This is a genomic window from Actinomadura keratinilytica (assembly GCF_039539665.1).
Lineage (GTDB): Bacteria > Actinomycetota > Actinomycetes > Streptosporangiales > Streptosporangiaceae > Spirillospora > Spirillospora keratinilytica.
In genome coordinates, this window is sequence record NZ_BAABDO010000050.1 from 19,097 (window position 1) to 43,250 (window position 24,154).

19 protein-coding genes are annotated in these 24,154 nt (G+C 72.1%); 14 read left to right on the forward strand and 5 right to left on the reverse strand.

Annotated features, from left to right (window positions below; all coding sequences use genetic code 11):
- Window positions 1-47 precede the first annotated feature (47 nt).
- The 10 genes from ABD879_RS17285 to rfbD all read left to right on the forward strand — a co-directional run bounded on the left by ABD879_RS17285 (window position 48) and on the right by rfbD (window position 10,703).
- Entirely contained in the window at window positions 48-1,016 is a 969-nt protein-coding gene (locus ABD879_RS17285; RefSeq protein WP_378271828.1) for a ribose-phosphate diphosphokinase, read from the forward strand.
- A 239-nt stretch (window positions 1,017-1,255) separates the two neighbouring features.
- Complete coding sequence (locus ABD879_RS17290; protein ID WP_345022461.1) at window positions 1,256-1,873, forward strand: 50S ribosomal protein L25/general stress protein Ctc; 618 nt, start codon at window positions 1,256-1,258, stop codon at window positions 1,871-1,873.
- A gap of 179 nt (window positions 1,874-2,052) precedes the next feature.
- Complete coding sequence (pth, locus tag ABD879_RS17295) at window positions 2,053-2,628, forward strand: aminoacyl-tRNA hydrolase (RefSeq protein WP_345022462.1); 576 nt, start codon at window positions 2,053-2,055, stop codon at window positions 2,626-2,628.
- Window positions 2,629-2,874: 246 nt separating this feature from the next.
- A complete protein-coding gene (locus tag ABD879_RS17300) occupies window positions 2,875-4,353 on the forward strand; it encodes a sugar transferase (RefSeq protein ID WP_345022463.1) in 1,479 nt (492 codons plus the stop codon).
- A 142-nt stretch (window positions 4,354-4,495) separates the two neighbouring features.
- Window positions 4,496-5,311, forward strand: a complete 816-nt coding sequence (locus ABD879_RS17305; RefSeq protein ID WP_345022464.1) for a 3'(2'),5'-bisphosphate nucleotidase CysQ — start codon at window positions 4,496-4,498, stop codon at window positions 5,309-5,311.
- A 90-nt stretch (window positions 5,312-5,401) separates the two neighbouring features.
- Window positions 5,402-6,316, forward strand: coding sequence for a sulfate adenylyltransferase subunit CysD (gene cysD / locus ABD879_RS17310; RefSeq protein WP_345022465.1), 915 nt, complete (start codon window positions 5,402-5,404; stop codon window positions 6,314-6,316).
- A 50-nt stretch (window positions 6,317-6,366) separates the two neighbouring features.
- The gene (locus ABD879_RS17315; protein ID WP_345022480.1) at window positions 6,367-7,629 is read left to right on the forward strand and encodes a sulfate adenylyltransferase subunit 1; all 1,263 of its coding nucleotides are present in this window, start codon (window positions 6,367-6,369) and stop codon (window positions 7,627-7,629) included.
- 178 nt (window positions 7,630-7,807) lie between these two features.
- Window positions 7,808-8,875, forward strand: coding sequence for a glucose-1-phosphate thymidylyltransferase (locus tag ABD879_RS17320; RefSeq protein WP_345022466.1), 1,068 nt, complete (start codon window positions 7,808-7,810; stop codon window positions 8,873-8,875).
- Entirely contained in the window at window positions 8,872-9,861 is a 990-nt protein-coding gene (gene rfbB, locus ABD879_RS17325; RefSeq protein WP_345022467.1) for a dTDP-glucose 4,6-dehydratase, read from the forward strand. Before ABD879_RS17320 ends, rfbB begins: the two co-directional genes overlap by 4 nt.
- On the forward strand, window positions 9,858-10,703 hold the full coding sequence (gene rfbD / locus ABD879_RS17330) for a dTDP-4-dehydrorhamnose reductase (RefSeq protein WP_345022468.1): 846 nt from the start codon (window positions 9,858-9,860) through the stop codon (window positions 10,701-10,703). The genes rfbB and rfbD overlap by 4 nt, the downstream gene beginning before the upstream one ends.
- Before the next feature lie 32 nt (window positions 10,704-10,735).
- Here the strand turns inward: rfbD and rfbC are convergent, their stop codons facing one another.
- The 4 genes from rfbC to ABD879_RS17350 all read right to left on the reverse strand — a co-directional run bounded on the left by rfbC (window position 10,736) and on the right by ABD879_RS17350 (window position 15,301).
- The gene (rfbC, locus tag ABD879_RS17335; protein WP_345022469.1) at window positions 10,736-11,335 is read right to left on the reverse strand and encodes a dTDP-4-dehydrorhamnose 3,5-epimerase; all 600 of its coding nucleotides are present in this window, start codon (window positions 11,333-11,335) and stop codon (window positions 10,736-10,738) included.
- A 22-nt stretch (window positions 11,336-11,357) separates the two neighbouring features.
- A complete protein-coding gene (locus ABD879_RS17340) occupies window positions 11,358-12,710 on the reverse strand; it encodes an O-antigen ligase family protein (protein ID WP_345022470.1) in 1,353 nt (450 codons plus the stop codon).
- Window positions 12,711-12,804: 94 nt separating this feature from the next.
- The gene (locus tag ABD879_RS17345) at window positions 12,805-14,613 is read right to left on the reverse strand and encodes a right-handed parallel beta-helix repeat-containing protein (RefSeq protein ID WP_345022471.1); all 1,809 of its coding nucleotides are present in this window, start codon (window positions 14,611-14,613) and stop codon (window positions 12,805-12,807) included.
- A 76-nt stretch (window positions 14,614-14,689) separates the two neighbouring features.
- The gene (locus tag ABD879_RS17350; RefSeq protein ID WP_345022472.1) at window positions 14,690-15,301 is read right to left on the reverse strand and encodes a hypothetical protein; all 612 of its coding nucleotides are present in this window, start codon (window positions 15,299-15,301) and stop codon (window positions 14,690-14,692) included.
- A 334-nt stretch (window positions 15,302-15,635) separates the two neighbouring features.
- On the opposite strand from ABD879_RS17350, the gene ABD879_RS17355 reads away from it, so the two are divergent.
- Window positions 15,636-18,746 (forward strand): LamG-like jellyroll fold domain-containing protein, encoded by a 3,111-nt coding sequence (locus tag ABD879_RS17355; protein WP_345022473.1) that lies wholly within the window; start codon window positions 15,636-15,638, stop codon window positions 18,744-18,746.
- Between the two features lie 180 nt (window positions 18,747-18,926).
- Window positions 18,927-20,555: a PQQ-binding-like beta-propeller repeat protein gene (locus tag ABD879_RS17360; protein ID WP_345022475.1), complete on the forward strand. Its 1,629-nt coding sequence runs from the start codon at window positions 18,927-18,929 to the stop codon at window positions 20,553-20,555.
- Window positions 20,556-20,691: 136 nt separating this feature from the next.
- Here ABD879_RS17360 and ABD879_RS17365 read toward each other — a convergent pair whose 3' ends face one another.
- Entirely contained in the window at window positions 20,692-21,822 is a 1,131-nt protein-coding gene (locus ABD879_RS17365) for a DUF1972 domain-containing protein (protein WP_345022476.1), read from the reverse strand.
- A gap of 197 nt (window positions 21,823-22,019) precedes the next feature.
- On the opposite strand from ABD879_RS17365, the gene ABD879_RS17370 reads away from it, so the two are divergent.
- On the forward strand, window positions 22,020-23,273 hold the full coding sequence (locus tag ABD879_RS17370; protein ID WP_345022477.1) for a glycosyltransferase family 4 protein: 1,254 nt from the start codon (window positions 22,020-22,022) through the stop codon (window positions 23,271-23,273).
- On the forward strand, window positions 23,270-24,154 hold an 885-nt coding region (locus ABD879_RS17375), incomplete at its 3' end, for a GumC domain-containing protein (RefSeq protein WP_345022478.1). The genes ABD879_RS17370 and ABD879_RS17375, both read left to right, overlap by 4 nt.

Sequence of the window (24,154 nt, forward strand, 5' to 3'; positions counted from 1 at the left end):
CGTAAGAACCATCCATTGAGGGGGAGTTGTCAGAGGTGAGTGGGATCATGGCGAACGGCCAGAAGAAGCTGATGCTCTTCACCGGCCGAGCCCACCCGGACCTGGCCAAGGAAGTGGCCGCCAACCTCGACGTCGAGCTCACGCCGACCTCGGCGTACGACTTCGCCAACGGTGAGACGTTCGTGCGCTTCCTGGAGTCGGTCCGCGGTTCGGACGCCTTCGTGATCCAGAGTCACACGGCTCCCATCAATCAATGGATCATGGAGCAGCTGATCATGGTGGACGCGCTGAAGCGGGCGTCCGCCAAACGGATCACCGTCGTGGCCCCGTTCTTCGGCTACGCCCGCCAGGACAAGAAGCACCGCGGCCGCGAGCCGATCTCGGCCCGGCTGATGGCCGACCTGTTCAAGACCGCCGGCGCGCACCGCCTGATCACCGTGGACCTGCACACCGCGCAGATCCAGGGCTTCTTCGACGGGCCCGTCGACCACCTGTTCGCGCTGGACCTGCTGGCCTCGCACTTCGAGAAGCGGCTGGACCTGTCGCAGGTCACCGTGGTCGCGCCGGACGCCGGCCGGGTGCGGGTGACCGAGCGGTGGAGCGACCGGCTGGGCGGCGTGCCGATGGCGATCATCCACAAGAAGCGCGACCCGGACGTGGCCAACGAGGTCAAGGTGTTCGACGTGGTCGGCGAGGTGGAGGGCCGCACCTGCGTGGTGGTGGACGACATGATCGACACCGGCGGCACCATCGTGAAGGCGGCCGACGCGCTGTTCGACCACGGCGCCAGCCGCGTCGTCGTGGCCGCCACGCACGGCGTGCTGTCGGGTCCGGCGGTGGACCGGTTGAAGAACTCGCGCATCTCCGAGGTCGTGCTGACCAACACGCTGCCGATCCCGGAGGAGAAGCAGTTCGACAAGCTGACCGTGCTGTCCATCGCCCCGCTGGTGGCGCGCGCCATCAACGAGGTGTTCAGCGACGGCTCGGTGACCAGCCTCTTCGGCGGCCACAGCTGACCGGCGGCCCGGTAACCGGCGCCCTGCGGGCGCTCGGGCGGTCGCACATCGGCTAAACTCGGGGAACCTGCGTAAGCCCCGGGTCGTTCAGTGCGGCTCCGCGTCGGACACCCGCTCCCCGGGGGAACGCACAGAGTCTTCGAGGCGCCCGACGCATCGAGCAACCGCCTGATCGCTTTGTCCGTAGCGGACGTCCGTGACCGGACGGCCGTGGATCGCAAGAACGAGGAGTTTTCGCCGTGTCCGAGGTACGCATCGCCGCCGAGCCGCGCACCGAGTTCGGTAAGGGGGCCGCACGGCGGGCCCGCCGGGCCGGCAAGGTGCCCGCCGTCCTCTACGGCCACGGCACCGCCCCGCAGCACATCTCGCTGCCCGGGCACGAGCTGATGCTCGCGCTCAAGACCCCCAACGTGCTGCTGCGCGTCGAGGGCCTGAACGGCGGCAGCGAGCTGGCCCTGCCCAAGGACGTGCAGCGGGACCCGATCAAGGGGTTCCTGGAGCATGTCGACCTGCTGCTGGTCTCGCGCGGTGAGAAGGTCACCGTCGAGATCCCGGTGAACGTCGTCGGCGACGTCGTGGCCGGCGGCCGGGTGGCGCAGGAGGTCGTGCAGCTGTCCGTGGAGGCCGAGGCCACGCACATCCCCGAGGCCGTGGAGGTCGACGTCACCGGCCTGGCGGTGGACACGCAGGTCCTGGCGAAGGACCTGAAGCTGCCGACCGGGGTGTCGCTGGCCACCGACGAGGAGACGCTGATCCTGCAGATCGGCGACGCCTCGGCGTCCACCGCCCCGGCCGCCGAGGCCGCGGCCGAGGAGGCCGAGGCGGAGGCCGCGCCCGCCGCCGCGTCGGCCGAGTAGCCGAGTACTCGCACGGCCGAGCAGTCTTCCGCCGGGCGCGCGTCGCCGCGCGCGGCACGAGACCGTCGACGGCCCCCGCCGGTCGCGCACCGGCGGGGGCCGTCGGGCGTGCCGGGCGGTCGTTTCGGGGGGCGCGCCGGACCGTCGGTTGGGACGACACGCGCTGAGGAGGTGCGGTGGTGAGCGCCGAGCCGTGGCTCGTGGTCGGCCTGGGCAACCCGGGGCCGTCGTACGCGGGCAACCGGCACAACGCCGGGTTCATGGTGCTGGACGCGCTGGCCGGGCGGGTCGGCGGCCGGTTCAAGGCGCACCGCGGGCGCGCCGAGGTGGTCGAGGGGCGCCTGGCGGGCGAGCGCGTCGTGCTCGCCAAGCCCCGCAGTTACATGAACGACTCGGGCGGCCCGGTGAAAGGGCTGCGCGACTTCTTCAAGGTCCCCGTCGAACGCGTCGTCATCGTGCACGACGAGTTGGACATCCCTTACGGTGCGATACGGCTCAAGCAGGGCGGCGGTGACAATGGCCACAACGGGTTGCGGTCGATCACCAAGTCGCTGGGCGACAGGAATTACCTGAGGATCCGCTTCGGCGTGGGGCGTCCCCCCGGACGCATGGATCCGGCCGCGTTCGTCCTCAAGGATTTCTCGGCCGCCGAGCGCAAGGAGCTGGACCTGCACGTCGAGCGCGCCGCCGACGCGGTGGAGGCGTTGCTCACCCGGGGGCTCGGTGCGGCCCAGAACCTTTTCCACGCGTCCTGATCGGCGGGCCGCGCCCGGGGGTGGCCTCCGAAAGGTCACCATTTTGGGCCCCCGCGGTGAGCCGATCCTTTAGCTTGGGTAACAAAACCGCGGCTGACCGTCCGTTTTGCGAGCCCCGCGGGGTGAAGCGTCCCTAAGATGCGGCCATCTGAGGTTCGCACACATGTGAACCTCAAAGGCCGTTCAGCCGTCTCCGAGGTGGACCTCGTCTTACGGGGCGCATGTGGCAGGGGTGGTGAGACGTCTATGGCCGTCGTTGACAGGGTCCAGGTGGCGGACGCGTCCGAGCAGGACAGGCCGCGGCAGGGGAATCCGGTCAACTGGACGAACTCCTACCGCCGGCGTGCGCTGACCCTGGACTTCCTCAGCATGCTCACCGCCGGCGCGATCGCGTTCGTGCTGCGCTTCCCCGGCATGCCGGGCGAGTTCACGCTGCCGTACGTCGCGCTGACCGTCGCCCTGCCGCTGGCGTGGCTGCCGATCCTGGCGCTGTGCCGCGCCTACCAGCCCCGTTACATCGGCGTCGGCTACGAGGAGTTCCACCGCGTGCTGCGCGCGGGGTTCATCCTCACCGCCACCGTGGCGATCGTCGCCTACGCCACCAAGACCGAGGTGGCCCGCGGCTACGTGGTGATGGCGCTGCCGCTCGGCACCTTCCTCGGCCTGGTGGCGCGCTACCGGCTGCGCAAGTGGCTGCACCGGCGGCGCTGGGAGGGCGAGTGCATGCGGCGCGTCGTCGCCGTGGGGCACCGCACGTCCGTCGCCGACCTGATCCGGCTGCTGCGGCAGAAGCGCTACCACGGCATGGACATCGTCGCGGTGTGCCTGCCGCCCGCGCTGGTCGAGGGCGAGGACGCGGTCACCGAGGTGGAGGGCGTCCCCGTGCTGGGCGACTTCCGCGAGACCGCGGCCGTCGTGGAGCGGGCGGGCGCCGACTCGGTGGCGGTGCTGGCCTGCCCGGAGATGGACGGGGTGGCGCTGCGCCGCCTGGCCTGGCAGCTCGAACGCGACGACGTGGAGCTGGTGGTGGCGCCCGCGCTGATGGACGTGACCGGGCCGCGCATCTCCATCCGCCCGGTGTCCGGGCTGCCGCTGCTGCACGTGGAGCATCCCGAGCTGGACGGCGGCCGCCAGGTCGTCAAGGACCTGTTCGACCGGGTGGGGGCGCTGGTCGCGCTGGTGCTGCTCAGCCCGCTGCTGCTGACCGTCGCCCTGCTCATCAGGCTGACCAGCAAGGGGCCGGTGCTGTTCAAGCAGACCCGGGTGGGCCGCGACGGCCGCGAGTTCACCGTGCTGAAGTTCCGCACGATGGTGGTCGACGCCGAGGCCCGCAAGACCGAGCTGCTGGTGCACAACGAGCACGACGGGGTGCTGTTCAAGATCCGCAAGGATCCGCGGATCACCCCGATCGGCCGCAAGCTGCGCCGCTACTCGCTGGACGAGCTGCCGCAGCTGTTCAACGTGCTGCGCGGCGACATGTCGCTGGTCGGGCCGCGGCCGCCGCTGCCGGAGGAGGTCGCCCGCTACGGCGGCGACGTCTACCGGCGGCTGGCCGTCAAGCCGGGCCTGACCGGGCTGTGGCAGGTGAGCGGGCGCTCGGACCTGTCCTGGGAGGAGTCGGTCCGGCTCGACCTGCGCTACGTGGACAACTGGTCGCTCGCCCTCGATCTGCTCATCCTCTGGAAGACCTGGTCGGCCGTGGTCCGCGGCTCCGGCGCCTACTAGCCCGCCCGCGGCCGCCGCCTGAACCCGTGCGGGCGTCCGGGAGGCGTCCGGAAGAGGACGCGCGACCCCGGCCGCGGGTTGGACAGGCGGTGTAGGCGACAATGGAGACCAGAGCGATCAGGCGAGCAGGAAATGGCGAGTGATGACGCAGAGCCCGCAGGATGACCATGCCCTGGCGGCAGCGCTGGCCCGCGGCGCCGGGCGGCTGCTGCTGGAGGTGCGCAAGGAGGGGTTCGCCGACGTCGACGCCCTGAAGAAGGCCGGTGACCTGCGCTCCCACGAGTTCCTGACCGCCGCGCTGGCCGAGCGCCGCCCCGCCGACGCCGTCCTGTCGGAGGAGGGCAAGGACGACCTGGCGCGGCTGGACGCCGACCGGGTGTGGATCGTCGACCCGCTCGACGGCACCCGCGAGTTCGGCGAGGAGGGCCGCACCGACTGGGCCGTCCATGTGGCGCTGTGGCGGGCCGGCGAACTCGTCGCGGGAGCCGTCGCGCTGCCCGCGCGGGGGGTGACGCTCCGCACGGCGCCCGGCGGCGCGCTCGTCAGCCCGTGGGACGGCGCGCCCGACCGCCCGCTGCGCACCCCCGAGCCCGCACCCGGGAGGCTGCGCGTCGCGGTCAGCCGCACCCGGCCGCCCAAGTTCCTGGACGCGCTGGTCGAGCGCCTCGACCGCGGGGTCGAGCCGGTGCCCATCGGCTCGGCCGGGGCGAAGATCGCCGCGGTGCTGCTCGGCGAGGTCGACGTCTACGTCCACGCGGGCGGGCAGTACGAATGGGACTCGGCCGCACCGGCCGCCGTCGCGCTGGCCGCGGGCGCCCACGTGTCCCGCGTCGACGGCACCCCGCCCCGCTACAACCAGAAGGACCCCCGGCTGCCGGATATCCTTGTCTGTCACCCCGTGTCGGCATCGATGCTGCTGACCGGCATCCGGGACGTGGGCGCGGCCCTGCCGGGCTGAGCCGGCCGGACCGCCCGCCCCGACCCGCGGGGACGGCGTCATCCCGGCCACCGGTGCATCTGCCAGAGAGCGTGGAGAGAACCCCAGACCATGCAGCGCTGCGATTACCTGCTGTCTCAGCTTGACGTCCTTGAAGCGGAGTCCATTCACATCATCCGGGAGGTGGCGGCCGAGTTCGAGCGGCCGGTGCTGCTGTTCTCGGGCGGCAAGGACAGCATCGTGATGCTGCACCTCGCCCACAAGGCCTTCTGGCCGGCGCCGATCCCGTTCCCGGTGATGCACGTCGACACCGGCCACAACTTCCCCGAGGTGCTGGAGTTCCGCGACCGGCGGGTGGCCGAGCTGGGCGTGCGGCTGGTCGTGGCGTCCGTCCAGGAGTCGATCGACAAGGGCCGCGTGGTGGAGCAGACCGGCCGCTGGGCCTCCCGCAACCGGCTGCAGACCACCACCCTGCTGGACGCCATCGAGGAGCACCGCTTCGACGCCGCGTTCGGCGGCGCCCGCCGCGACGAGGAGAAGGCGCGCGCCAAGGAGCGGGTGGTGTCGTTCCGCGACGAGTTCGGCCAGTGGGACCCCAAGAACCAGCGGCCCGAGCTGTGGAACCTGTACAACACGCGGATCCGGCAGGGCGAGCACGTGCGGGTGTTCCCGCTGTCCAACTGGACAGAATTGGACGTTTGGGACTACATCCGGCGTGAGGGCCTGGAGATCCCGTCCATCTACTTCGCGCACACCCGGCGGGTGTTCGAGCGCGACGGGCTGCTGCTGGACGACAACCCGTTCGCCAACCGGGGCGACGACGAGCCGGTGTTCGAGGCGATGGTGCGGTACCGCACGGTGGGCGACATGTCCTGCACGGGGGCGGTCAAGTCGACCGCGACCACGCTGGACGAGGTGATCGAGGAGATCGCCGCGACCAGGATCACCGAGCGGGGGCAGACCCGCGCCGACGACCGCACCAGCGAGGCCGCGATGGAGGACCGCAAGAAGGAGGGCTACTTCTGATGGCCGCCGCCGACACCGCCCAGGACGCCGCCGCGCCCCAGGGCAAGCCGATGGACATGCTGCGGTTCGCCACCGCCGGGTCCGTGGACGACGGCAAGTCCACGCTGATCGGGCGGCTGCTGTACGACTCCAAGTCGATCTTCGAGGACCAGCTGGAGGCGGTGGAGCGCACCAGCGCCGACCGCGGCGAGGAGCACACCAACCTGGCCCTGCTGACCGACGGGCTGCGCGCCGAGCGCGAGCAGGGCATCACCATCGACGTGGCGTACCGCTACTTCGCCACCCCGCGCCGCAAGTTCATCATCGCCGACACGCCGGGCCACATCCAGTACACCCGCAACATGGTGACCGGGGCGTCCACCGCCGACCTGGCGATCATCCTGGTGGACGCGCGCAAGGGCATCCTGGAGCAGTCCCGCCGGCACGCGTTCCTGGCGACGCTGCTGAAGGTGCCGCACCTGGTGGTGGCGGTCAACAAGATGGACCTGGTCGACTACGACCAGGCGGTGTTCGAGTCGATCGTGGACGAGTTCACCGCGTTCGCCGCCAAGCTGGAGGTCGGCGACCTGACCTTCATCCCGATCTCGGCGCTGCACGGCGACAACGTGGTGCAGCGGTCGGTGAACATGCCGTGGTACGAGGGCACGTCGCTGCTGCACCACCTGGAGCACGTGCACATCGCCTCCGACCGCAACCTGATCGACGTGCGGTTCCCGGTGCAGTACGTGATCCGCCCGCACGCCAGTACCGACCCCGAGCTGCACGACTACCGCGGCTACGCCGGGCAGGTCGCCGGCGGCGTGCTCAAGCCGGGCGACGAGGTGGTGCACCTGCCGTCCGGGCTCACCACCACCATCACCCACATCGACGGGCCGAACGGGCCGGTGACCGAGGCGTTCGCGCCGATGTCGGTGACGCTGCGGCTGGCCGACGACATCGACATCTCCCGCGGCGACATGATCGCCCGTCCGAACAACCGGCCGCAGGTCGCCCAGGACCTGGAGGCGATGGTGTGCTGGATGACCCCCGAACGGCAGCTCACCCCCCGCACCAGGCTGCTGATCAAGCACACCACCCGCACCGCCAAGGCGCTGGTGAAGGACCTGCACTACCGGCTGGACGTCAACACCCTGCACCGCGACGAGCAGGCCGGCGCGCTCGGGCTGAACGAGATCGGCCGGATCAGCCTGCGCGTCACCCAGCCGCTGTTCATCGACGAGTACGCGCGCAACCGGCTGACCGGCGGGTTCGTGCTGATCGACGAGGCCACCAACAACACCGTCGCGGCAGGCATGATCACCGGCGCGTCCTGACCCGCGCCGCGGCGGCCCCGGCCCGTCCGAAGGCGGACGGCCGGGGTCCCCGCATGTCGGATCCCGGTAATGTCGAGTTCACGTCCTCGTCACCGACGTCGCCGAACGACGTCCCTGGCCGTGCTGGAGCCGCAGTGAAACCCTTCCTCCCCCCGACCCCGGCCGTCCGGAGCGCCCGGTGAAGGCGCTCGTCCTGGCGGGCGGGTCCGGTTCGCGCCTGCGGCCGATCACCCACAGCTTCGCCAAGCAGCTGGTTCCGGTCGCCAACAAGCCGGTGCTGTTCTACGGCCTGGAGGCCATCGCGGACGCCGGCATCCGCGAGGTCGGCGTGGTGGTCGGCGACACCGAGGCCGAGATCAGGGAGGCGGTCGGCGACGGGTCGCGGTTCGGCGTGCGGGTCACCTACCTGCGGCAGGACGCCCCGCGCGGGCTGGCGCACGCGGTACTGATCGCCCGGGACTTCCTCGGCGACGACGACTTCGTCATGTACCTCGGCGACAACTTCATCGTCGGCGGCATCAACGACCTGGTGGAGCGGTTCCGCCAGGAGCGCCCGCACGCCCAGATCATGCTCGCCAAGGTGTCCGACCCGCGCGCGTTCGGCGTCGCCGAGCTCGACGACACCGGCCGCGTGGTGGCGCTGGAGGAGAAGCCCGAACGGCCCAAGAGCGACCTGGCCCTGGTCGGGGTGTACCTGTTCGGTCCGGCCGTGCACGAGGCCGTGCGGCGGCTCAAGCCGTCCCGGCGCGGCGAACTGGAGATCACCGACACCATCCAGTGGCTGATCGACCAGGGGCACCGGGTGGAGTCCACGATGGTGTCCGGCTACTGGAAGGACACCGGCAACGTCGCCGACATGCTGGAGGTCAACCGGCTGGTGCTGGAGGGCCTGGAGCCGGCGGTGGCCGGCGAGGTGGACTCCGCCAGCGAGCTGATCGGCCGGGTGGTCGTCGAGGAGGGCGCGCGCGTCAGCGGCTCGCGCATCGTCGGGCCCGCCATCATCGGCCCCGGCGCGGTCGTCCGCGACTCCTACATCGGCCCGTTCACCTCCATCGACCGCGACTGCACGGTGATCGACAGCGAGATCGAGTACTCCATCGTGCTGCGCGGCGCGTCCATTGACGGGGTGGGACGCATCGAGGTCTCGCTCATCGGAAGGCAGGCACGGGTCACGCCCGCTCCGTCCGTGCCGAGGGCACACCGTCTCGTCCTGGGAGACCACAGCAAAGTGCAGATCAGCAAATGAGGGCCCGGCGGATACTGGTCACCGGCGGGGCCGGGTTCATCGGTTCGCACTACGTCCGCGAGCTGGTGACGGGCGGCTACCCGGCGTGGGCGGACGCCGAGGTGACCGTCCTGGACAAGCTCACCTACGCGGGCAACCTGGCCAACCTCGAACCGGTCGAGGGCCGCTACACGTTCGTGCACGGCGACATCTGCGACGCCGAACTGCTCGCCGAGGTCGTGCCGGGGCACGACGTGGTGCTCAACTTCGCCGCCGAGTCGCATGTCGACCGGTCCATCGCCAGCGCGGGCGAGTTCGTGCGCACCAACGTGCTGGGCGTGCAGACCCTCATGCAGGCGTGCCTGGACGCGGGCGTCCCGCGCGTGGTGCAGATCTCCACCGACGAGGTGTACGGCAGCATCGACACCGGCTCCTGGGACGAGGACGCCCCGCTGGCGCCCAACTCCCCGTACTCGGCGGCCAAGGCCGGCGGCGACATGATCGCCCGCGCCTACGCGCGCACCCACGGCCTGCCGGTCAGCATCACCCGCTGCGGCAACAACTACGGGCCGTACCAGTACCCCGAGAAGGTCATCCCGCTGTTCGTCACCAACCTCATGGACGGCCGCACCGTCCCGCTGTACGGCGACGGCGGCAACGTGCGCGACTGGATCCACGTGTCCGACCACTGCCGCGGCATCCAGACGGTCGCCGAGCGCGGCGAGCCCGGCGAGGTCTACCACATCGCGGGCACCGCCGAGCTGACCAACCGGGAGCTCACCCGGCGGCTGCTGGACGCGCTGGGCGCCGACTGGAGCCGCGTCGAGCACGTCCCCGACCGCAAGGGCCACGACCGCCGCTACTCGCTGTCGGACGCCAAGCTGCGCCGTCTCGGCTACGCGCCCCGCATCTCGTTCGACGACGGCATCGCCGAGACCATCCGCTGGTACGCCGACAACCGGGCGTGGTGGGAGCCGCTGAAGAAGCGGGCGGAGGACGCCGGGTGAGCTGGCTGGTCATCGGCGCCGGCGGCATGCTCGGCACCGACCTGGTGCACCGCCTGCGCGCGCACGGCCACGACGTGGCCGCCCTGACCCGCGCCGATCTCGACGTGTGCGCGCCGGACGCCGTCCGGCGGGCCCTGCGCGAGCACCGCCCGGCCACGGTGGTCAACTGCGCCGCCTGGACGGCCGTGGACGACGCCGAGACGCACGAGGACGCCGCGCTGGCCGTCAACGGCACCGCCGTGGAAGCCCTGGCCGACGCGTGCGCGGACGTCGGCGCCACCCTGGTGCAGATATCCACCGACTACGTCTTCGACGGCCGCAGCGACCGCCCCTACCCCGAGGACGCCGCCCCGGCGCCCGTCAGCGCCTACGGCCGCACCAAGCTCGTGGGGGAGCGGGCCGTCCTCGGCACCGGGCGCGGCTACGTGGTGCGCACGGCGTGGCTGTACGGGGCGCACGGGGCCAGCTTCGTCCGCACCATGATGCGCCTGGCCGCCGAACGCGACACCGTCGAGGTGGTGGACGACCAGCACGGCCAGCCGACCTGGACGGGCGACCTGGCCGAGCAGATCATCGCGCTGGCGTCGTCGGACGCGCCCCCGGGCGTCTACCACGGCACCAACGCGGGGCAGACCACCTGGTACGGCCTGGCCCGCGAGGTGTTCACCCTGCTCGGGCTCGACCCGGACCGCGTCCGGCCGACCACGACCGACCGGTTCCCGCGGCCCGCGCCGCGGCCCGCCTACAGCGTCCTCGGCCACGCCCGCTGGGCGGAGGCGGGGCTGGCGCCGATGCGCCACTGGCGCGAGGCCCTGCACGCCGCCTGGCCCGAGCTGCGCTGACCGCGTCCGAGCTGCGCTGACCGCGGCGCGCGTCAGGCCGGCCGGCCGAGCTCGGCGTAGTAGTCCAGGCAGGTCCGGTAGTCGGGCAGCAGGCCGGTCTTGTGCGCCTCGGCCAGGCTCGGCGCGGCCGCGTCCTTGGCCGACAGCACCGGCTCGACGTCCTGCGGCCAGGCGATGCCGAGGTCGGGGTCGAGCGGGTGCACGCCGTGCTCGCGCTGCGGCGCGTACGGCTGGGAGCACAGGTAGACGACGGTGGCGTCGTCGGTGAGCGCCATGAACGCGTGCCCGAGCCCCTCGGCGATGTAGAGGCACCGGCGGGTCCGGTCGTCCAGCCGGACGGCCTCCCAGCGGCCGAAGTCGGGCGAGCCGACGCGCAGGTCCACCACCACGTCGAGGATCGCGCCGCGCAGGCAGGTGACGTACTTGGCCTGCCCGGGCGGGACGTCGGCGAAGTGCACGCCGCGCAGCACGCCCTTGGCCGAGACCGAGCAGTTGGCCTGGGCGAGGTTCAGCTCGTGCCCGACCCGGGCGCGCAGCTCGTCCGCCCGGAACCACTCGTGGAAGGACCCCCGGTGGTCACCGTGGATCTTCGGGGTGAACGAGAACGCGCCTTTGATGCCGAGTGGTTCCACACGCGCAAGAATGCCACATCCCTCAGAAAGCGGCCGTCGCGTGCTGGGGTTCGGCCGCCCCCGCCGGGGCGGCCTCCTCCTGCGGCGGGGCCGCGGCCACCGGCGGCGGCGCGTCCAGCACCCTGGCCTGGCGGCGCAGCGTCTCCGTCCACGCCACCATGATCAGCAACCAGATCCCCGACACGTTCGCGGGGGTGGCCAGGCCCTCGGTGGTCATGCTGTCCACCAGGAAGAACCCCAGCAGGCCCAGCAGCAGCCCCGCGTCGGGCCGCAGCGGGCGGTACCGGCACAGAAGCAGCAGCACGAAGCCGAGGACCACCAGCAGCACGGCGAAGATCGCGGCGCCGGCCGCGCCGTTGTCGACCAGCGCGTTGACGAACGCGTTGTGGCCGCCGCCCAGCCCGATGTCGTCCAGGAACAGCCCCCGGGAGGCGCCCAGCCCGCGGCCGAACACCGGCTCCTCGGCGTAGGCGCGCATCGCCAGCTTCCACAGGTCGGTGCGCGAGTTGAGGGACAGCAGCTTGTCGGCCGTGTCGCCGCGCGCCACGAACGCCATGATCTCGTCGGAGAACGCCAGCACCGCCAGCACCGCCACGGCCGCGCCGACCACGATGACGTCGGCCCGGCCGTGCGGCCCCCGCGCGGTGGCCAGCAGGACGACGAGCCCGGCCGCGCAGCCCAGCGCCGCGCCCCGGGTGCCGGTGGCCACCAGCGCGCCGCACAGCACCGCCAGGGCCCCCAGGTACACCACGGGAGGCCAGAGCCGGTGCTCGGGCCGCTCGCGGCGCACCAGGTAGCTGACGACCAGCAGCACCGCCACGGCCAGGTACACGCCCGCGATGACGGGGTGCACGTACAGCCAGTTGAAGCGTTCCTGGGTGTGCGCGGTGCGCGGGAACGGATGCACCACGCCGATGACGACCGACAGCAGCACGATCACGATGAACGCGTGCGCCAGCCGGTGCAGGTCCCGCGGCTGCGCGCGCGTCGCGACCGTGTAGAGCACCGTCATGGTGATGAGCAGCTGCACGCCGCGCACCACGCCGAGCGCCGGATACGGCGACCACAGCGCCGTCAGCGCCACATATCCGGCGAACGCCCACGCGGCCAGCAGCAGCCCGGTGGGCCGCCGCGCCGGAGGCCGCAGCCGGAACCGGTGGTGCAGGTACAGCGCCGCGCCCCCGTAGATCGCGATCTCGACCAGCACGGTCAGGTCGGCGCTGCCGCTGACCGCCTGGTCGACATCGCGGCTGCGCAGCTTGTAGTCGCTGGACAGCATGAGCGCGAGCGGCAGCACGACCACCCACCAGCCCGCGCTGGGCACGACAGCCCGCTGCCGCCGACGCGGCAGGAGGGACACCTTGGCAAGCTTCAACGGCCGCTCCCGAAAACGAATCGCCCCACAGAATATGACCGCCCGACCGCCGCCCAGGTGCACGTTCACCCAAGCCTGCGGGCGGTGCGGGGGATCAGTTGGGGGCGGACAGGCTCCAGGCGCCGGTGTGGCGGCTGCCGGCGGGGCGTTCGACGAGCTTGGCTATGCGCTCCGGCAGGGGGAGGGGAGTGGGGCGGGCGCGGCCCTTCGGCTGCGGGGCGAGCCGGCCGTCGGGGGCGGCGGCGTTGGGGTCGTCGACGGCCAGGCCCTTCTTCTCCTGGCCGGTCTGGGCCCGGAAGGCGTCGAGGGTGGCAAAGGTGGCGGCGCCGCCCGCCCGCTGCCAGACGACCGTGAAGAACGGGCTGCCGCGGCCGGGGCGGACGTAGACGTTGCCGTTGGCGGTGATGCGCATCTGCTCGGCGCTGCGCGGACGCTCGGAGTGGTCCTGCACGCACAGCAGGCACGGCGCGCCCGAGCGGGCGTCGGCGAGGACGTTGTTGCCCAGCGTGATGTCCTGCACCAGCCACGGCACGGTCGGGTCGGGCAGCTTCTGCCGCGGGTCGTGGCCGGGAGTGGACAGGTCGGTGGCGCGCCGGCGGTCCTGCACCAGGTGGACGGTGCGGCCGTTGCCGGTCAGGGTGTTGTTCCAGATCTGCGCGTCGCCGCTGTCGTTGAGCCGCAGCCCGTCGCCGCCGTTGCCGGCGATGACGTTGTCGGCGACCACCGCCTTGGCGCTCAGCTCGATGGAGATGCCGTGGTCGCTGTTGCGGGCGACGCGGTTGCCGATGATCGTGATGTCGTAGACCGACTCGTCGAGCCACAGGCCCTTGCCGCGGTTGCCGACGGCGGCGCCGCCGACCAGCGCCACCTTGCGGGAGCGGGTGATCTTGACGCCGCCGGCCACCGGGGCCGGCTTGAAGTGCTCGGTGTTGTTGGTGGCCGCGCGCACCGCCTCCAGCCGCAGGTCGTCGGCCTGGTTGGCGTGCACCCCGAGCATGCCGTTGCGGGTCGCGGTGACGCGGCGGATGCGGGCGTGCGCGGCCAGCACGCTCAGGCCGGTGGTGGCCGAGTCGGTGAGCGCCACGTTCTCGACGGTGACGTCCGGCGCCGCGACCTTCACCATGCCGAGCTGCGGGATCGAGGTGGCGTAGCGGCGCACGCCGATGCCGCGCAGCGTGGACCCGGCGCCGCGCACGGTGATGCCCTCGGCGAGGGTGCTGGCGCGCACGGCCCGCCCGCGCGGGTCGGTGCCGACGTACAGCCGCCGCGCGCCCTCGTCGACGTAGAAGGTGCCGCTCTTGACCTGGGCGCGCGACTCGACCTGCCGCTGCGCGACGCCGTCGATCCACACCTGGTCGGGGTGGGCGGCCATGGGGTGGGCCGGGTCGACGAAGCGGAAGTCGTCGTCGCGGCTGGGGGCGGCGCCCTTGGTGTAGCTGGGCGAGGAGTCGAACCGGGCCGTCCAGCCGTCGACGGCCCACACGCCGTTGCGCTTGACCCAGCCGGTCACCGGGGAGCTGCCGTCGAACCAGACCGCCTCGCCCGGGTAGGCCTGCAGGGTCAGCTTCTTGCCGGCCGGGATGGTGACCGACTCGTGGTAGGTGCCGCCGCGCAGCACGATGGTGTCGCCCGAGCGCGCGCGGCGGATGGCCGCGCCGACGGTGCGCAGCGGCGCGCCGCGCTCGCCGGAGGCCGAGTCGCTTCCGGACGGCGCGACGTACAGGGCGCCGTCGGGCGCCGGGTACCGGGTGCTGCCGACCTGGGCGGCGCCGGCGGTGTTGGCGACCGTCTGGGCGGGCTGCTCGCCGCGCGGCACCAGCCAGCCCAGGACGGCCACGGCGGCGACCGCCGGCAGGGCCGCCGCCCTGATGATCCACGTCCTGCGGGTGCTGCTGCCGGTCATAGCGCGAACCCTAGCCGGTCGGTGGGACGGTCGAGGCGGGTGTGACCGCTACCGGAAGGCGACCATAACGGCTCGGTCAGGCTTCTATGGCCCCCGTAAACACGGCGACCTTGTGCGTCTCGCTGAACTTCACGCCCAGCGTGACCTTGCCGTAGCCGGAGGTGGGCAGGTCGAAGGCGTAGGACGCCGACCTGGCCTTGCCCGGCGCCACCGTCCCGTAGAAGTCGTTGAGGTTGGCGTAGGAGGTCGGGCTGGCCTGCGTGCCCTTCGCCCCGTAGCGCGCCACGACCCGCACCTGGTTGAGGTCCAGCGTGCGCGACGAGCCGTTGGTGAAGCGCAGCGTGAAGATGGTCAGGGTGCGGCCGGTCATCTCGCCCGGCCCCGTCTTGCTGTTGCGCACCGTGCGGATCGAGGTGACCTGCACGGTGATCTTGTCGTCGTAGGTCACCGGCTTGCGCAGGCCCTGCGACAGGCGCATGCTCTTCGCGCCGGGCGCGGCGTTGGCCTCCGCCTCGGACTGCTGGCTGGGCGAGGGCGGCGGCGATCCGACCGCGTCGGCCTTGTCCTTGTCGTCGCTGGAGCATCCGGTCACGGCCAGCGCGAACGCCAGGATGAGCGTCAGGCCGGAACCGGCCACGCGGTGCGCCTGCCGGGTCGGCCGGGACGAACGCGTAACCGAACGGGGCATGCGGCTATCTCCTCGGGCATCGCGGATCGGGGGCACGGACGCCGGCCAGTGGAGCGGGCGTGCTGACGCGTAGTGGATCCCCTGGACTGGCCAACAGTGTAAAAGAGCGGCAATGATGAACAGCCGACTTATGGCAACTGACCCGGATTTCGGAGCAGGCAGTGCCACGGGGCAGAACGTGCCACCGGTGGAGAAGGACTAGGGGTTGCGTCCAATGAGAGGTCTCCTGCGCCGCGTTGCGGCCGCCGCGACCGCGGGGCTCCTCGCGTCGACGGCGGTCGCCGGCGTTCCGGCGTCCGCCGACACGGCGCCGCCTGAGGGAACGCCCGCGACGGTGAGCGTGGATCCGCTGCCCACCTGGCAGGTGGACGGCGTGGTGTGGAGCATGACGACGGTCGGCAACACCGTCTATGCGACGGGCAACTTCACCAAGGCGCGTCCCCCGGGGACGGCGGCCGGCAGCTCGCAGGAGGTCAACGCGCAGAACATCTTCGCGTTCGACATCCGCACCGGCGAGCGGGTCGCCTCGTTCCAGCACTCGCTGAACGGCCAGGGCCTGCGCATCGTCGCGTCCCCGGACGGCAAGCGGGTCTACGTGGGCGGCGAGTTCACCACGGTGGACGGGCAGCCGCGGTCGCGGCTGGCGGCGTTCGACACCGCCACCGGCGACCTGGTCGAAGACTTCGCCCCGACCGTGTCGGCCAAGGTCCGCGCCATCGCCGCGACCAACTCGACCGTCTACTTCGGCGGCAACTTCTTCAACGTCAACGGCAAGTCCCGCACCCGCCTGGCGGCGGTGAAGGCGTCGGACGGCTCCAACATCGACACCTGGAAGCCCACCGCCGACGACGACGAGGTGTTCGCCATGGCCATGGCGCCGGGCGAGCAGCGCGTCATCATCGGCGGCCGCTTCCAGAAGCTCAACGGCGCGACGCAGGTCGGCATCGGCGCCGTGGACGCCACGACCGGCGCGTCCGCCACCTGGACCAGCCGCCCCATCCCCACCAAGTCGGGAAGCAACTACTCGTACGTCACCGACCTGTACGTGTCGGGTGACACGGTGTACGGCTCGGCCAACGGCGAGGGATGGCACTGGTTCGACGGCCGCTTCGCCGCCAAGGCGTCCAACGGCGACCTGGTGTGGCTGGACAACTGCTACGGCGCCACCTACGGCATGTTCGTCCAGGGCCAGGCGGTCTACAGCGTGTCGCACGCGCACGACTGCTCCTCGCTGGGCGCGTTCCCCGAGACCAGCCCGACGACGTGGCACCGGGCCCTGGCCGAGACCAGCTACCCCACCGGCACCGACCAGGCCGCCCCCGGGGCGGGCAGCAACTACTCCGGCCAGCCCGTGCCGAGCCTGCTGCACTGGTTCCCGACGCTGGCGATGGGATCGTTCACCGGCCAGTACCAGGCCGCGTGGGCGGTGACGGGCAACTCCGAGTACGTCGCCATGGGCGGTGAGTTCCCGCGCGTCAACGGCGTCGCCCAGCAGGGCCTGGTGCGGTTCGCCGTCAAGGACAAGGCCCCCAACGAGAAGGGCCCCGAGTCGTCCGACCTCGGCACCCCCAAGGCGACCGCGCTGCCCGACGGGCGCATCCGCGTGTCCTGGAAGACGACCTGGGACATGGACAACAACAACCTCACCTACGAGGTGCTGCGCGACAACGAGACCACGCCGATCGGCCGCGTCACCAAGGCGTCCACGTTCTGGAACATGCCGGACGCGGCGTTCACCGACGCCGCCCCGCCCTCGGGGGCGCACACCTACAAGGTCCGGGTGAAGGACCCGTTCGGCAACGCCGTCACCAGCGCCGCGTCCAACTCGGTGACCGCCGTGTCCGCGACGCCCAGCGCGTACGCCAAGATGATCGCCGACGACGGGGCGGCCGACCACTGGCGCCTGGGCGACAGCGGCAGCGGCCCCGCCTACGACCACACCGGCCCGTACGACCTGACGCTCCAGTCCGGGGTCACGCGCGGCCAGGCGGGGGCCATCAAGGACGACTCCGACAAGGCGATGACGTTCAGCGGCACGTCCTCCGGCACGTCCAGCACGGCCGCCGTGGCCGCGCCCGAGAACTTCACCCTGGAGGCGTGGGTCAAGACCACCAGCCGCTCCGGCGGGAAGATCATCGGCTACGGCAACCGCAACAGCGGCACCAGCACGGTCTACGACCGGCACCTGTACATGACCAACGACGGCCGCGTCGTGTTCGGGGTCAAGCCGGCGTCGTCCGTGGTGACGATCCAGAGCGGCACCGGCCTCAACGACGGGCGCTGGCACCATGTCGTCGCCACGCTGGACTCGTCCGCCGGCATCCGGCTGTACGTGGACGGCGCTCAGGTCGCCGCCAACGCCGACGCCAAGAACGGCGAGAAGAACTCCGGCTACTGGCGCGTCGGCGGGGACAACCTCGGCTCCTGGCCGAACCGGCCGACGAGCAACTTCCTCGCCGGCACCCTCGACGAGGTGGCGGTGTACCCGCGGGCGCTGACCGCCGCGGAGGTCGCCGAGCACCACGGCGTCGGCGTCGGCACCGTCGTGCCCAACCAGCCGCCCACGGCCTCCTTCACCGCCGACTGCGAATGGCTGACCTGCACGTTCGACGCCACCGGCTCCACCGACGCCGACGGCACGATCACCCAGTACTCCTGGGACTTCGGCGACGGGGCGACCGGCACCGGCGCCAACGCCTCGCACACCTTCACCACCCCCGGCGAGCACACCGTCAAGCTCACCGTCACCGACGACGACGGCGCCACCGACGAGGCCGAGCGCACCGTCACCGCCCGCTCCCAGACGGTCGCCTCGGACGCCTTCGACCGCACCGTCAGCGGCGGCTTCGGCACCGCGGACGTCGGCGGCGCCTGGTCGGGCGTCGGCACGGTCAGCGGCCTGTCGGTCAGCGGCGGCGCCGGGCGCATGAACCTCGCCACCGCCGGCGCGGCCATGGGCGCCTACCTCAACAGCGTGTCCGCCGCCGGAACCGACGCCACCGTCAAGCTGTCGGTCGACAAGGAGGGCACCGGCAACGGCGTCTACCTGTGGCTGGCCGGGCGCCGCGTCTCCGGCGCGGGCGACTACCGGGCGCGGGTCCGGCTGCGGCCGTCCGGCGTGGTCTCGCTGCAGATCAGCCGCACCAACGCCAGCAACAGCGAGACCGCCATCGGCTCTGAGCAGACCATCTCCGGCCTGACCTACACGCCCGGCACGCCGCTGCGGCTGCGCCTGCGGGTGACCGGCACCGCCCCGACCACGCTGAGCGCCAAGGTGTGGGCGGACGGCGCCGCCGAACCCGACTGGCAGGTCACCGGCACCGACTCCACCGCCGAGCTGCAGGCGGCCGGCGCCGTGGGCCTGCGCTCGCAGCTCGCCGGCAGCGCGACCAACGCCCCGGTCGTGCTGTCGGTGGACGACTTCACCGTGCAGGCCGTGGAGTGAGCGCCGTGGCGTGAGCGGAGTGGGACCTGCCGCCGGACAGATCGTCATTTCGGCAGGTCTCCTCCGGAGAAGGTGACAAATTCATACGATGCCGCCGTGTCCCCTGCGGAACCGCACTACGATCTGCGGATCGAAGTGACCGCAGGGGTCACAGAGGCCATCTGGCAAGGGATCTGACTCGTGACAAGTCCTTCGCTTCGACGTCGTCGCGTCGCCGCCACCGCCGCCGCGGCCTCGACCGTCCTGCTCGGCGCGTCCGCCGTGCCCGCGGCGGCCGACACCGCGCCGCCCTCGGGAACACCGGCCACCGTCAGCGTGGACCCGTTGCCCACCTGGCAGGTCAACGGCGTCGTGTGGAGCATGACGACGGTCGGGAACACCGTCTACGCGACCGGGAAGTTCACCAAGGCGCGCCCGCCGGGCACCGCCGCCGGCAGCAGCAAGGAGGTCAGCGCCCAGAACATCCTGGCCTTCGACATCCGCACCGGGAACCTGGTCACCTCCTTCAAGCACTCGCTGAACGGCCAGGGCCTGCGCATCGTCGCGTCCCCGGACGGCAAGCGGGTCTACGTGGGCGGCGAGTTCACCACGGTGGACGGGCAGCCGCGGTCGCGGCTGGCGGCGTTCGACACCGCCACCGGCAAGCTGGTCTCCAGCTTCGCGCCCAAGGTGTCCAACAAGGTCCGCGCCATCGCCGCGACCAACTCGACCGTCTACTTCGGCGGCAACTTCTTCAACGTCAACGGCAAGTCCCGCACCCGCCTTGCGGCGGTGAAAACCTCGGACGGCTCGCTGGTGGACGCCTGGCGCCCCACCGCCGACGACGACGAGGTGTTCGCCATGGCCATGGCGGGCAGCAACCGCGTCATCATCGGCGGCCGCTTCCAGAAGCTCAACGGCGCGACCAAGGTCGGCATCGGCGCGGTCAACACCACCACGGGCGCGTCCGCCACCTGGACCAGCCGCCCCATCCCCACGCGCCAGGGCAGCCGGTACTCCTACGTCACCGACCTGTACGTGTCGGGCGACACGGTGTACGGCTCGGCCAACGGCGAGGGGCTGCACTGGTTCGACGGCCGGTTCGCCGCCAAGGCGTCCAACGGCGACCTGGTGTGGCTGGACAACTGCTACGGCGCCACCTACGGCGTGTTCGTCCAGGGCAAGTCGCTCTACAGCGTGTCGCACGCGCACGACTGCTCGTCCCTGGGGGCGTTCCCCGAGACGACCCCCGCGACGTGGCACCGCGCCCTGGCCGAGACGACCTACGCCACCGGCAAGGACCAGGCGTCCCCCGGCTCCAACAGCAACTACCGCAAGCAGCCGGTGCCGAGCCTGCTGCACTGGTTCCCGACGCTGTCGGCGGGGACGTTCACCGGCCAGTCGCAGGCCGCGTGGGCGGTGACGGGCAACTCCGAGTACGTCGCCATGGGCGGTGAGTTCCCGCGCGTCAACGGCGTCGCCCAGCAGGGCCTGGTGCGGTTCGCCGTCAAGGCGAAGGCGCCCAACAAGTCCGGCCCGGTGCAGTCCGACCTCGCCGCGCCCAAGGCCGTCGCGAGCCTGGGCGGCATCAAGGTGTCCTGGAAGGCCACCTGGGACATGGACAACAACAACCTCACCTACGAGGTGCTGCGCGACAACGGCACCACCCCCATCGGCACGGTGACCAAGGCGTCCACGTTCTGGAGCAAGCCCTCCCTGTCCTTCACCGACACCAAGGCGCCGAAGGGCAAGCACACCTACAAGATCCGCGTGAAGGACCCGCTCGGCAACACCGTGACCAGCGCCGCGTCCAACGCGGTGACCAGGTGACGCGCACCGCCTGACGGGCCGCGCCACCGGACCGTGTGAACGACGACGGGCCGCGCACCGGGGTCGCCCCTCGGCGCGCGGCCCGTTCGCGTGACCGCCGCCGGCCGCTCAGGAGACCGGTGGCGGCCGCGGCCGATCACCTGGCGCGGATCGTCTTGCGGGTCAGCCGGCGGGCGAGCAGGTCCTCGCAGAGCCGCTCGTAGGCGGCGGCCACGTCGTCCCACACGTAGTTCTCCGAGGCCCGCTTGCGCGCCGCCGCGCCCCGGTCGGCGGCCGCGCCCGGGTCGTTCTCGGCGGCCTCGATCTCGGCGGCCAGGTCCTGCGGGCCGGTGAAGAACCGGCCGGCCTCCTCGCCCAGCACCTCGCGGTTGAAGTTGACGTCGAACGCCACGACCGAGGCGCCGGCGCCCATCGCCCGCAGCAGCGACGGGTTGGTGCCGCCCACCGAGTGCCCGTGGATGTAGGTGAGCGCGCCCGCGTACAGGGCGTCGAGGAGGTCCTGGTCCCAGACGCCGCCGAGGAACGTGATCCGCGGGTCGTCCCCGGCCAGCTCCTTCACCCGCGCGGTGTAGGCGTCGGAGTACGGCGCCGACCCCACCACCACCAGGGGGTGCTCGGCCTTGCTGAGCCGGTAGCCCTCGACGGCCAGGTGCACGTGGTTCTCCGGCTCGAACCGCGCCACGACCAGGTGGTACCGGCCCGGCTCGTAGCCCGCCTCGGCCAGCTTGGCGTTGTCGGGCTCGGTGAGGATCGGCGCGCCGTAGGGGATGAACACCGACGAGGCGCCGAAGCGCTCCCGGTAGTAGTCCTCGATGCCGCGGGCGTCGGCGATCAGCGCGTCCGACCAGCGCACCGCCAGGCTCTCGGCGGTGCGGTAGTAGCGCTGCCCCGCGCCGCTCCACTTGGTGCGCTTCCACTCCAGCCCGTCGACGTGCGTGGCCACCGGGATGCGCAGCGCCCGCAGCATCGGCAGCATCGGCGCGTTGGCGGCGTTGAACACCAGCGCCACGTCGGGGCCGCGGCGTGCGATCCGCCGGCCGGACGCGTGCAGCACCGACAGCGCCGTGTGACTGAGCGTCTCGGCGACCTTGGCGCGCACCGCGGGCAGGTGCACCAGCCGCATGCCCAGATACTCGCGCTCGGGATGCCGTTCGCCCCGGCAGTACACCGTCACCTGGTGGCCGGACGCGGCCAAGCGGCGCCCGATCTCCTCCACCGCCGTCTCGAAGCCGCCGTAGCGCGCCGGAACTCCGCGAGTCCCCACCATGGCGATGCGCACCTTGACCCCCTGCCTGAGCATTACCTTGTCGAACCGGGATCCAGCCGCGGTCGTACAACCGCAAGGTCTGATCAGGCCAGCGTAAGGCGAGCGGACATCTCGCGCGTCCTGTAAGTAAAGCCCGGTTAATCTGAGGGTGGCGCGACAGCGGTCGCCGGGGTCGCCGGCGCCGGAAGGAGGGGGCCGTGGACGAGGGTGACGAGAGATCCGTTGTGGTGCTGGCGCACCCGTCGCCCGATCTCTACGGTTCGGACCGCATGCTCGTCGAGTCGGTCCGGGCACTGGCGGCCGAACACCGCGTGGTGGTGACCCTGCCCGCCGACGGGCCGCTGTCGGAACCGCTGCGGGAGGCGGGAGCCGAGGTCGTCGTACTGCCCGTGCCCGTGCTGCGCAAGGCGTACATGTCGCCGACCGGCGTGCTGCGGCTGGCGGCCGCGTCGGTGCGGGCGCTGCCGCGCGCCGTGCGGCTGCTGCGCCGCGAACGCGCCGCCGCCCTGTACGTCAACACCGTCACCATCCCGCTGTGGCTGGCGGCGGCCCGGCTCGCCCGCGTCCGGGCGCTGTGCCACGTGCACGAGGCCGAGGAGGGCGTGCCCCGCCCGGTGCGCGCGGCGCTGGCGATGCCGCTGCGGCTGGCCCGGTCGGTGGTCGTCAACAGCCGGGCGAGCGCGGCGGCGCTCGGGCCGGTCGGCCGCCGGGCCCGCATCATCTACAACGGGGTGGCCGAGCCCGATCCGGCGGAGGTCACCGAGCCGCGCCCCGTCCTGGACGGGACGGTGCGGGTGACGCTGGTCGGACGGCTGTCGCCGCGCAAGGGCTCGGACGTGGCGGTGCGCGCCGTGCGGCTGCTGCGCGAGCGCGGCCGCGACGTGACGCTGACCCTCGTCGGCAACGTCTTCCCCGGCTACGAATGGTTCGAGGAGGAGCTGCGGGCCCTGGCCGGCGACGACGGGACGGTGGAGTTCGCCGGTTTCCGCCCCTCGGTGTGGGACTCGTTCGCCGCCGCCGACGTGGCGGTCGTGCCGTCCCGGGTCGAGCCGTTCGGCAACGTCGCGGTGGAGGCGATGCTGGCCGGGCGGCCCCTGGTGGCCAGCGCCACCCAGGGGCTGACCGAGATCGTCAGCGACGGCGACAACGGCGTGCTGGTGCCGCCCGACGACCCGCAGGCCCTCGCCGACGGCATCGCCCGCCTGCTGGACGACTGGGACGGCGCCCTGGCCATGGCCAAGCGGGCCCGCGCCGATGCGGCCCACCGCTTCGGCGAGGAGCGCTACCATCGCGAGCTGCGCGCCGCCGTGCGCGCCCTGATCTCGCCCGGATCCGCCGCCGCGGCCGCATCCACGTCCGAGCCCGCGTCAGGGCCCGCGTCAGGGCCCGCGTCAGGGCCCACATCAGACGTCTCCCCATCCGTTCCCACGAGGACCCAGAGCAGCCGATGACAGCACAGACTCCCGTTCCGGCCTCCGTCCCGCCCACGCCGGAGATCAGTCTCGTCGAGGCGGTGTGGCGCTTCCGGACGATGTCGCTCATCATCGTGCTCGTGTCCGTGCTGCTCTCGTCGGCGGTCACGCTGCTGCTGCTGGGCGGCGCCACGGCCACCGCCAGGTTCGCGGTCACCGACCCCACCAACAAGAACAACGTGCTGCGCATGGGCGTGGTCTCGGGGCAGGGCTTCGCCACCTACACCGCCCAGCGTGCCGCGTTCGCCGGGTCCACGCCCGTGCTGACCAAGGCGACCGAGATCATCAAGCGCAAGGGCGGCCCGACCATGACCAGCGCGCAGCTGCGCGGCCGGGTGTCCACCTCCAGCAAGGCCGACGGCGGCGTGGTGCTGGTCGAGGCCAAGGGGTCCGACATGCGCGAGGCGGCGATGATCGCCAACGCGGTGGTGGCCGCCTACCAGGAGGTGACCGTCGCCACCAACATCGCCAAGCTCGACGAGCAGCTGAAGACCATCCAGCAGACCCAGCAGCAGGTCACCCAGCAGATGGAGGCCACGACCGTCGGCAGCCGCAACTACCGGCTGCTGGCCAACCGGCTGACCAAGCTGCAGGCCGACGAGAGCGGCGTGCTGTCGGCCCGCGCCAACACCAACGACGGCGTGCAGTTCGTCGACACCGCCGACCCCAGCGCGGCCGAGCCGAGCAAGCTGCCGCGCAACGCCGCCATCGGCTTCGCCGTCGGCCTGATCGCGGCGTGCGTGGTGTCGTTCCTGCGGGCCGCCTCGCCGAACGCCCGGCGGCGCATGCAGCCCGCCGCGGCGGGGGGCCCGCCCGACCCCGGTGACAGGGTGGCGGCGCCGCTGGCCGCGCCCATGTCC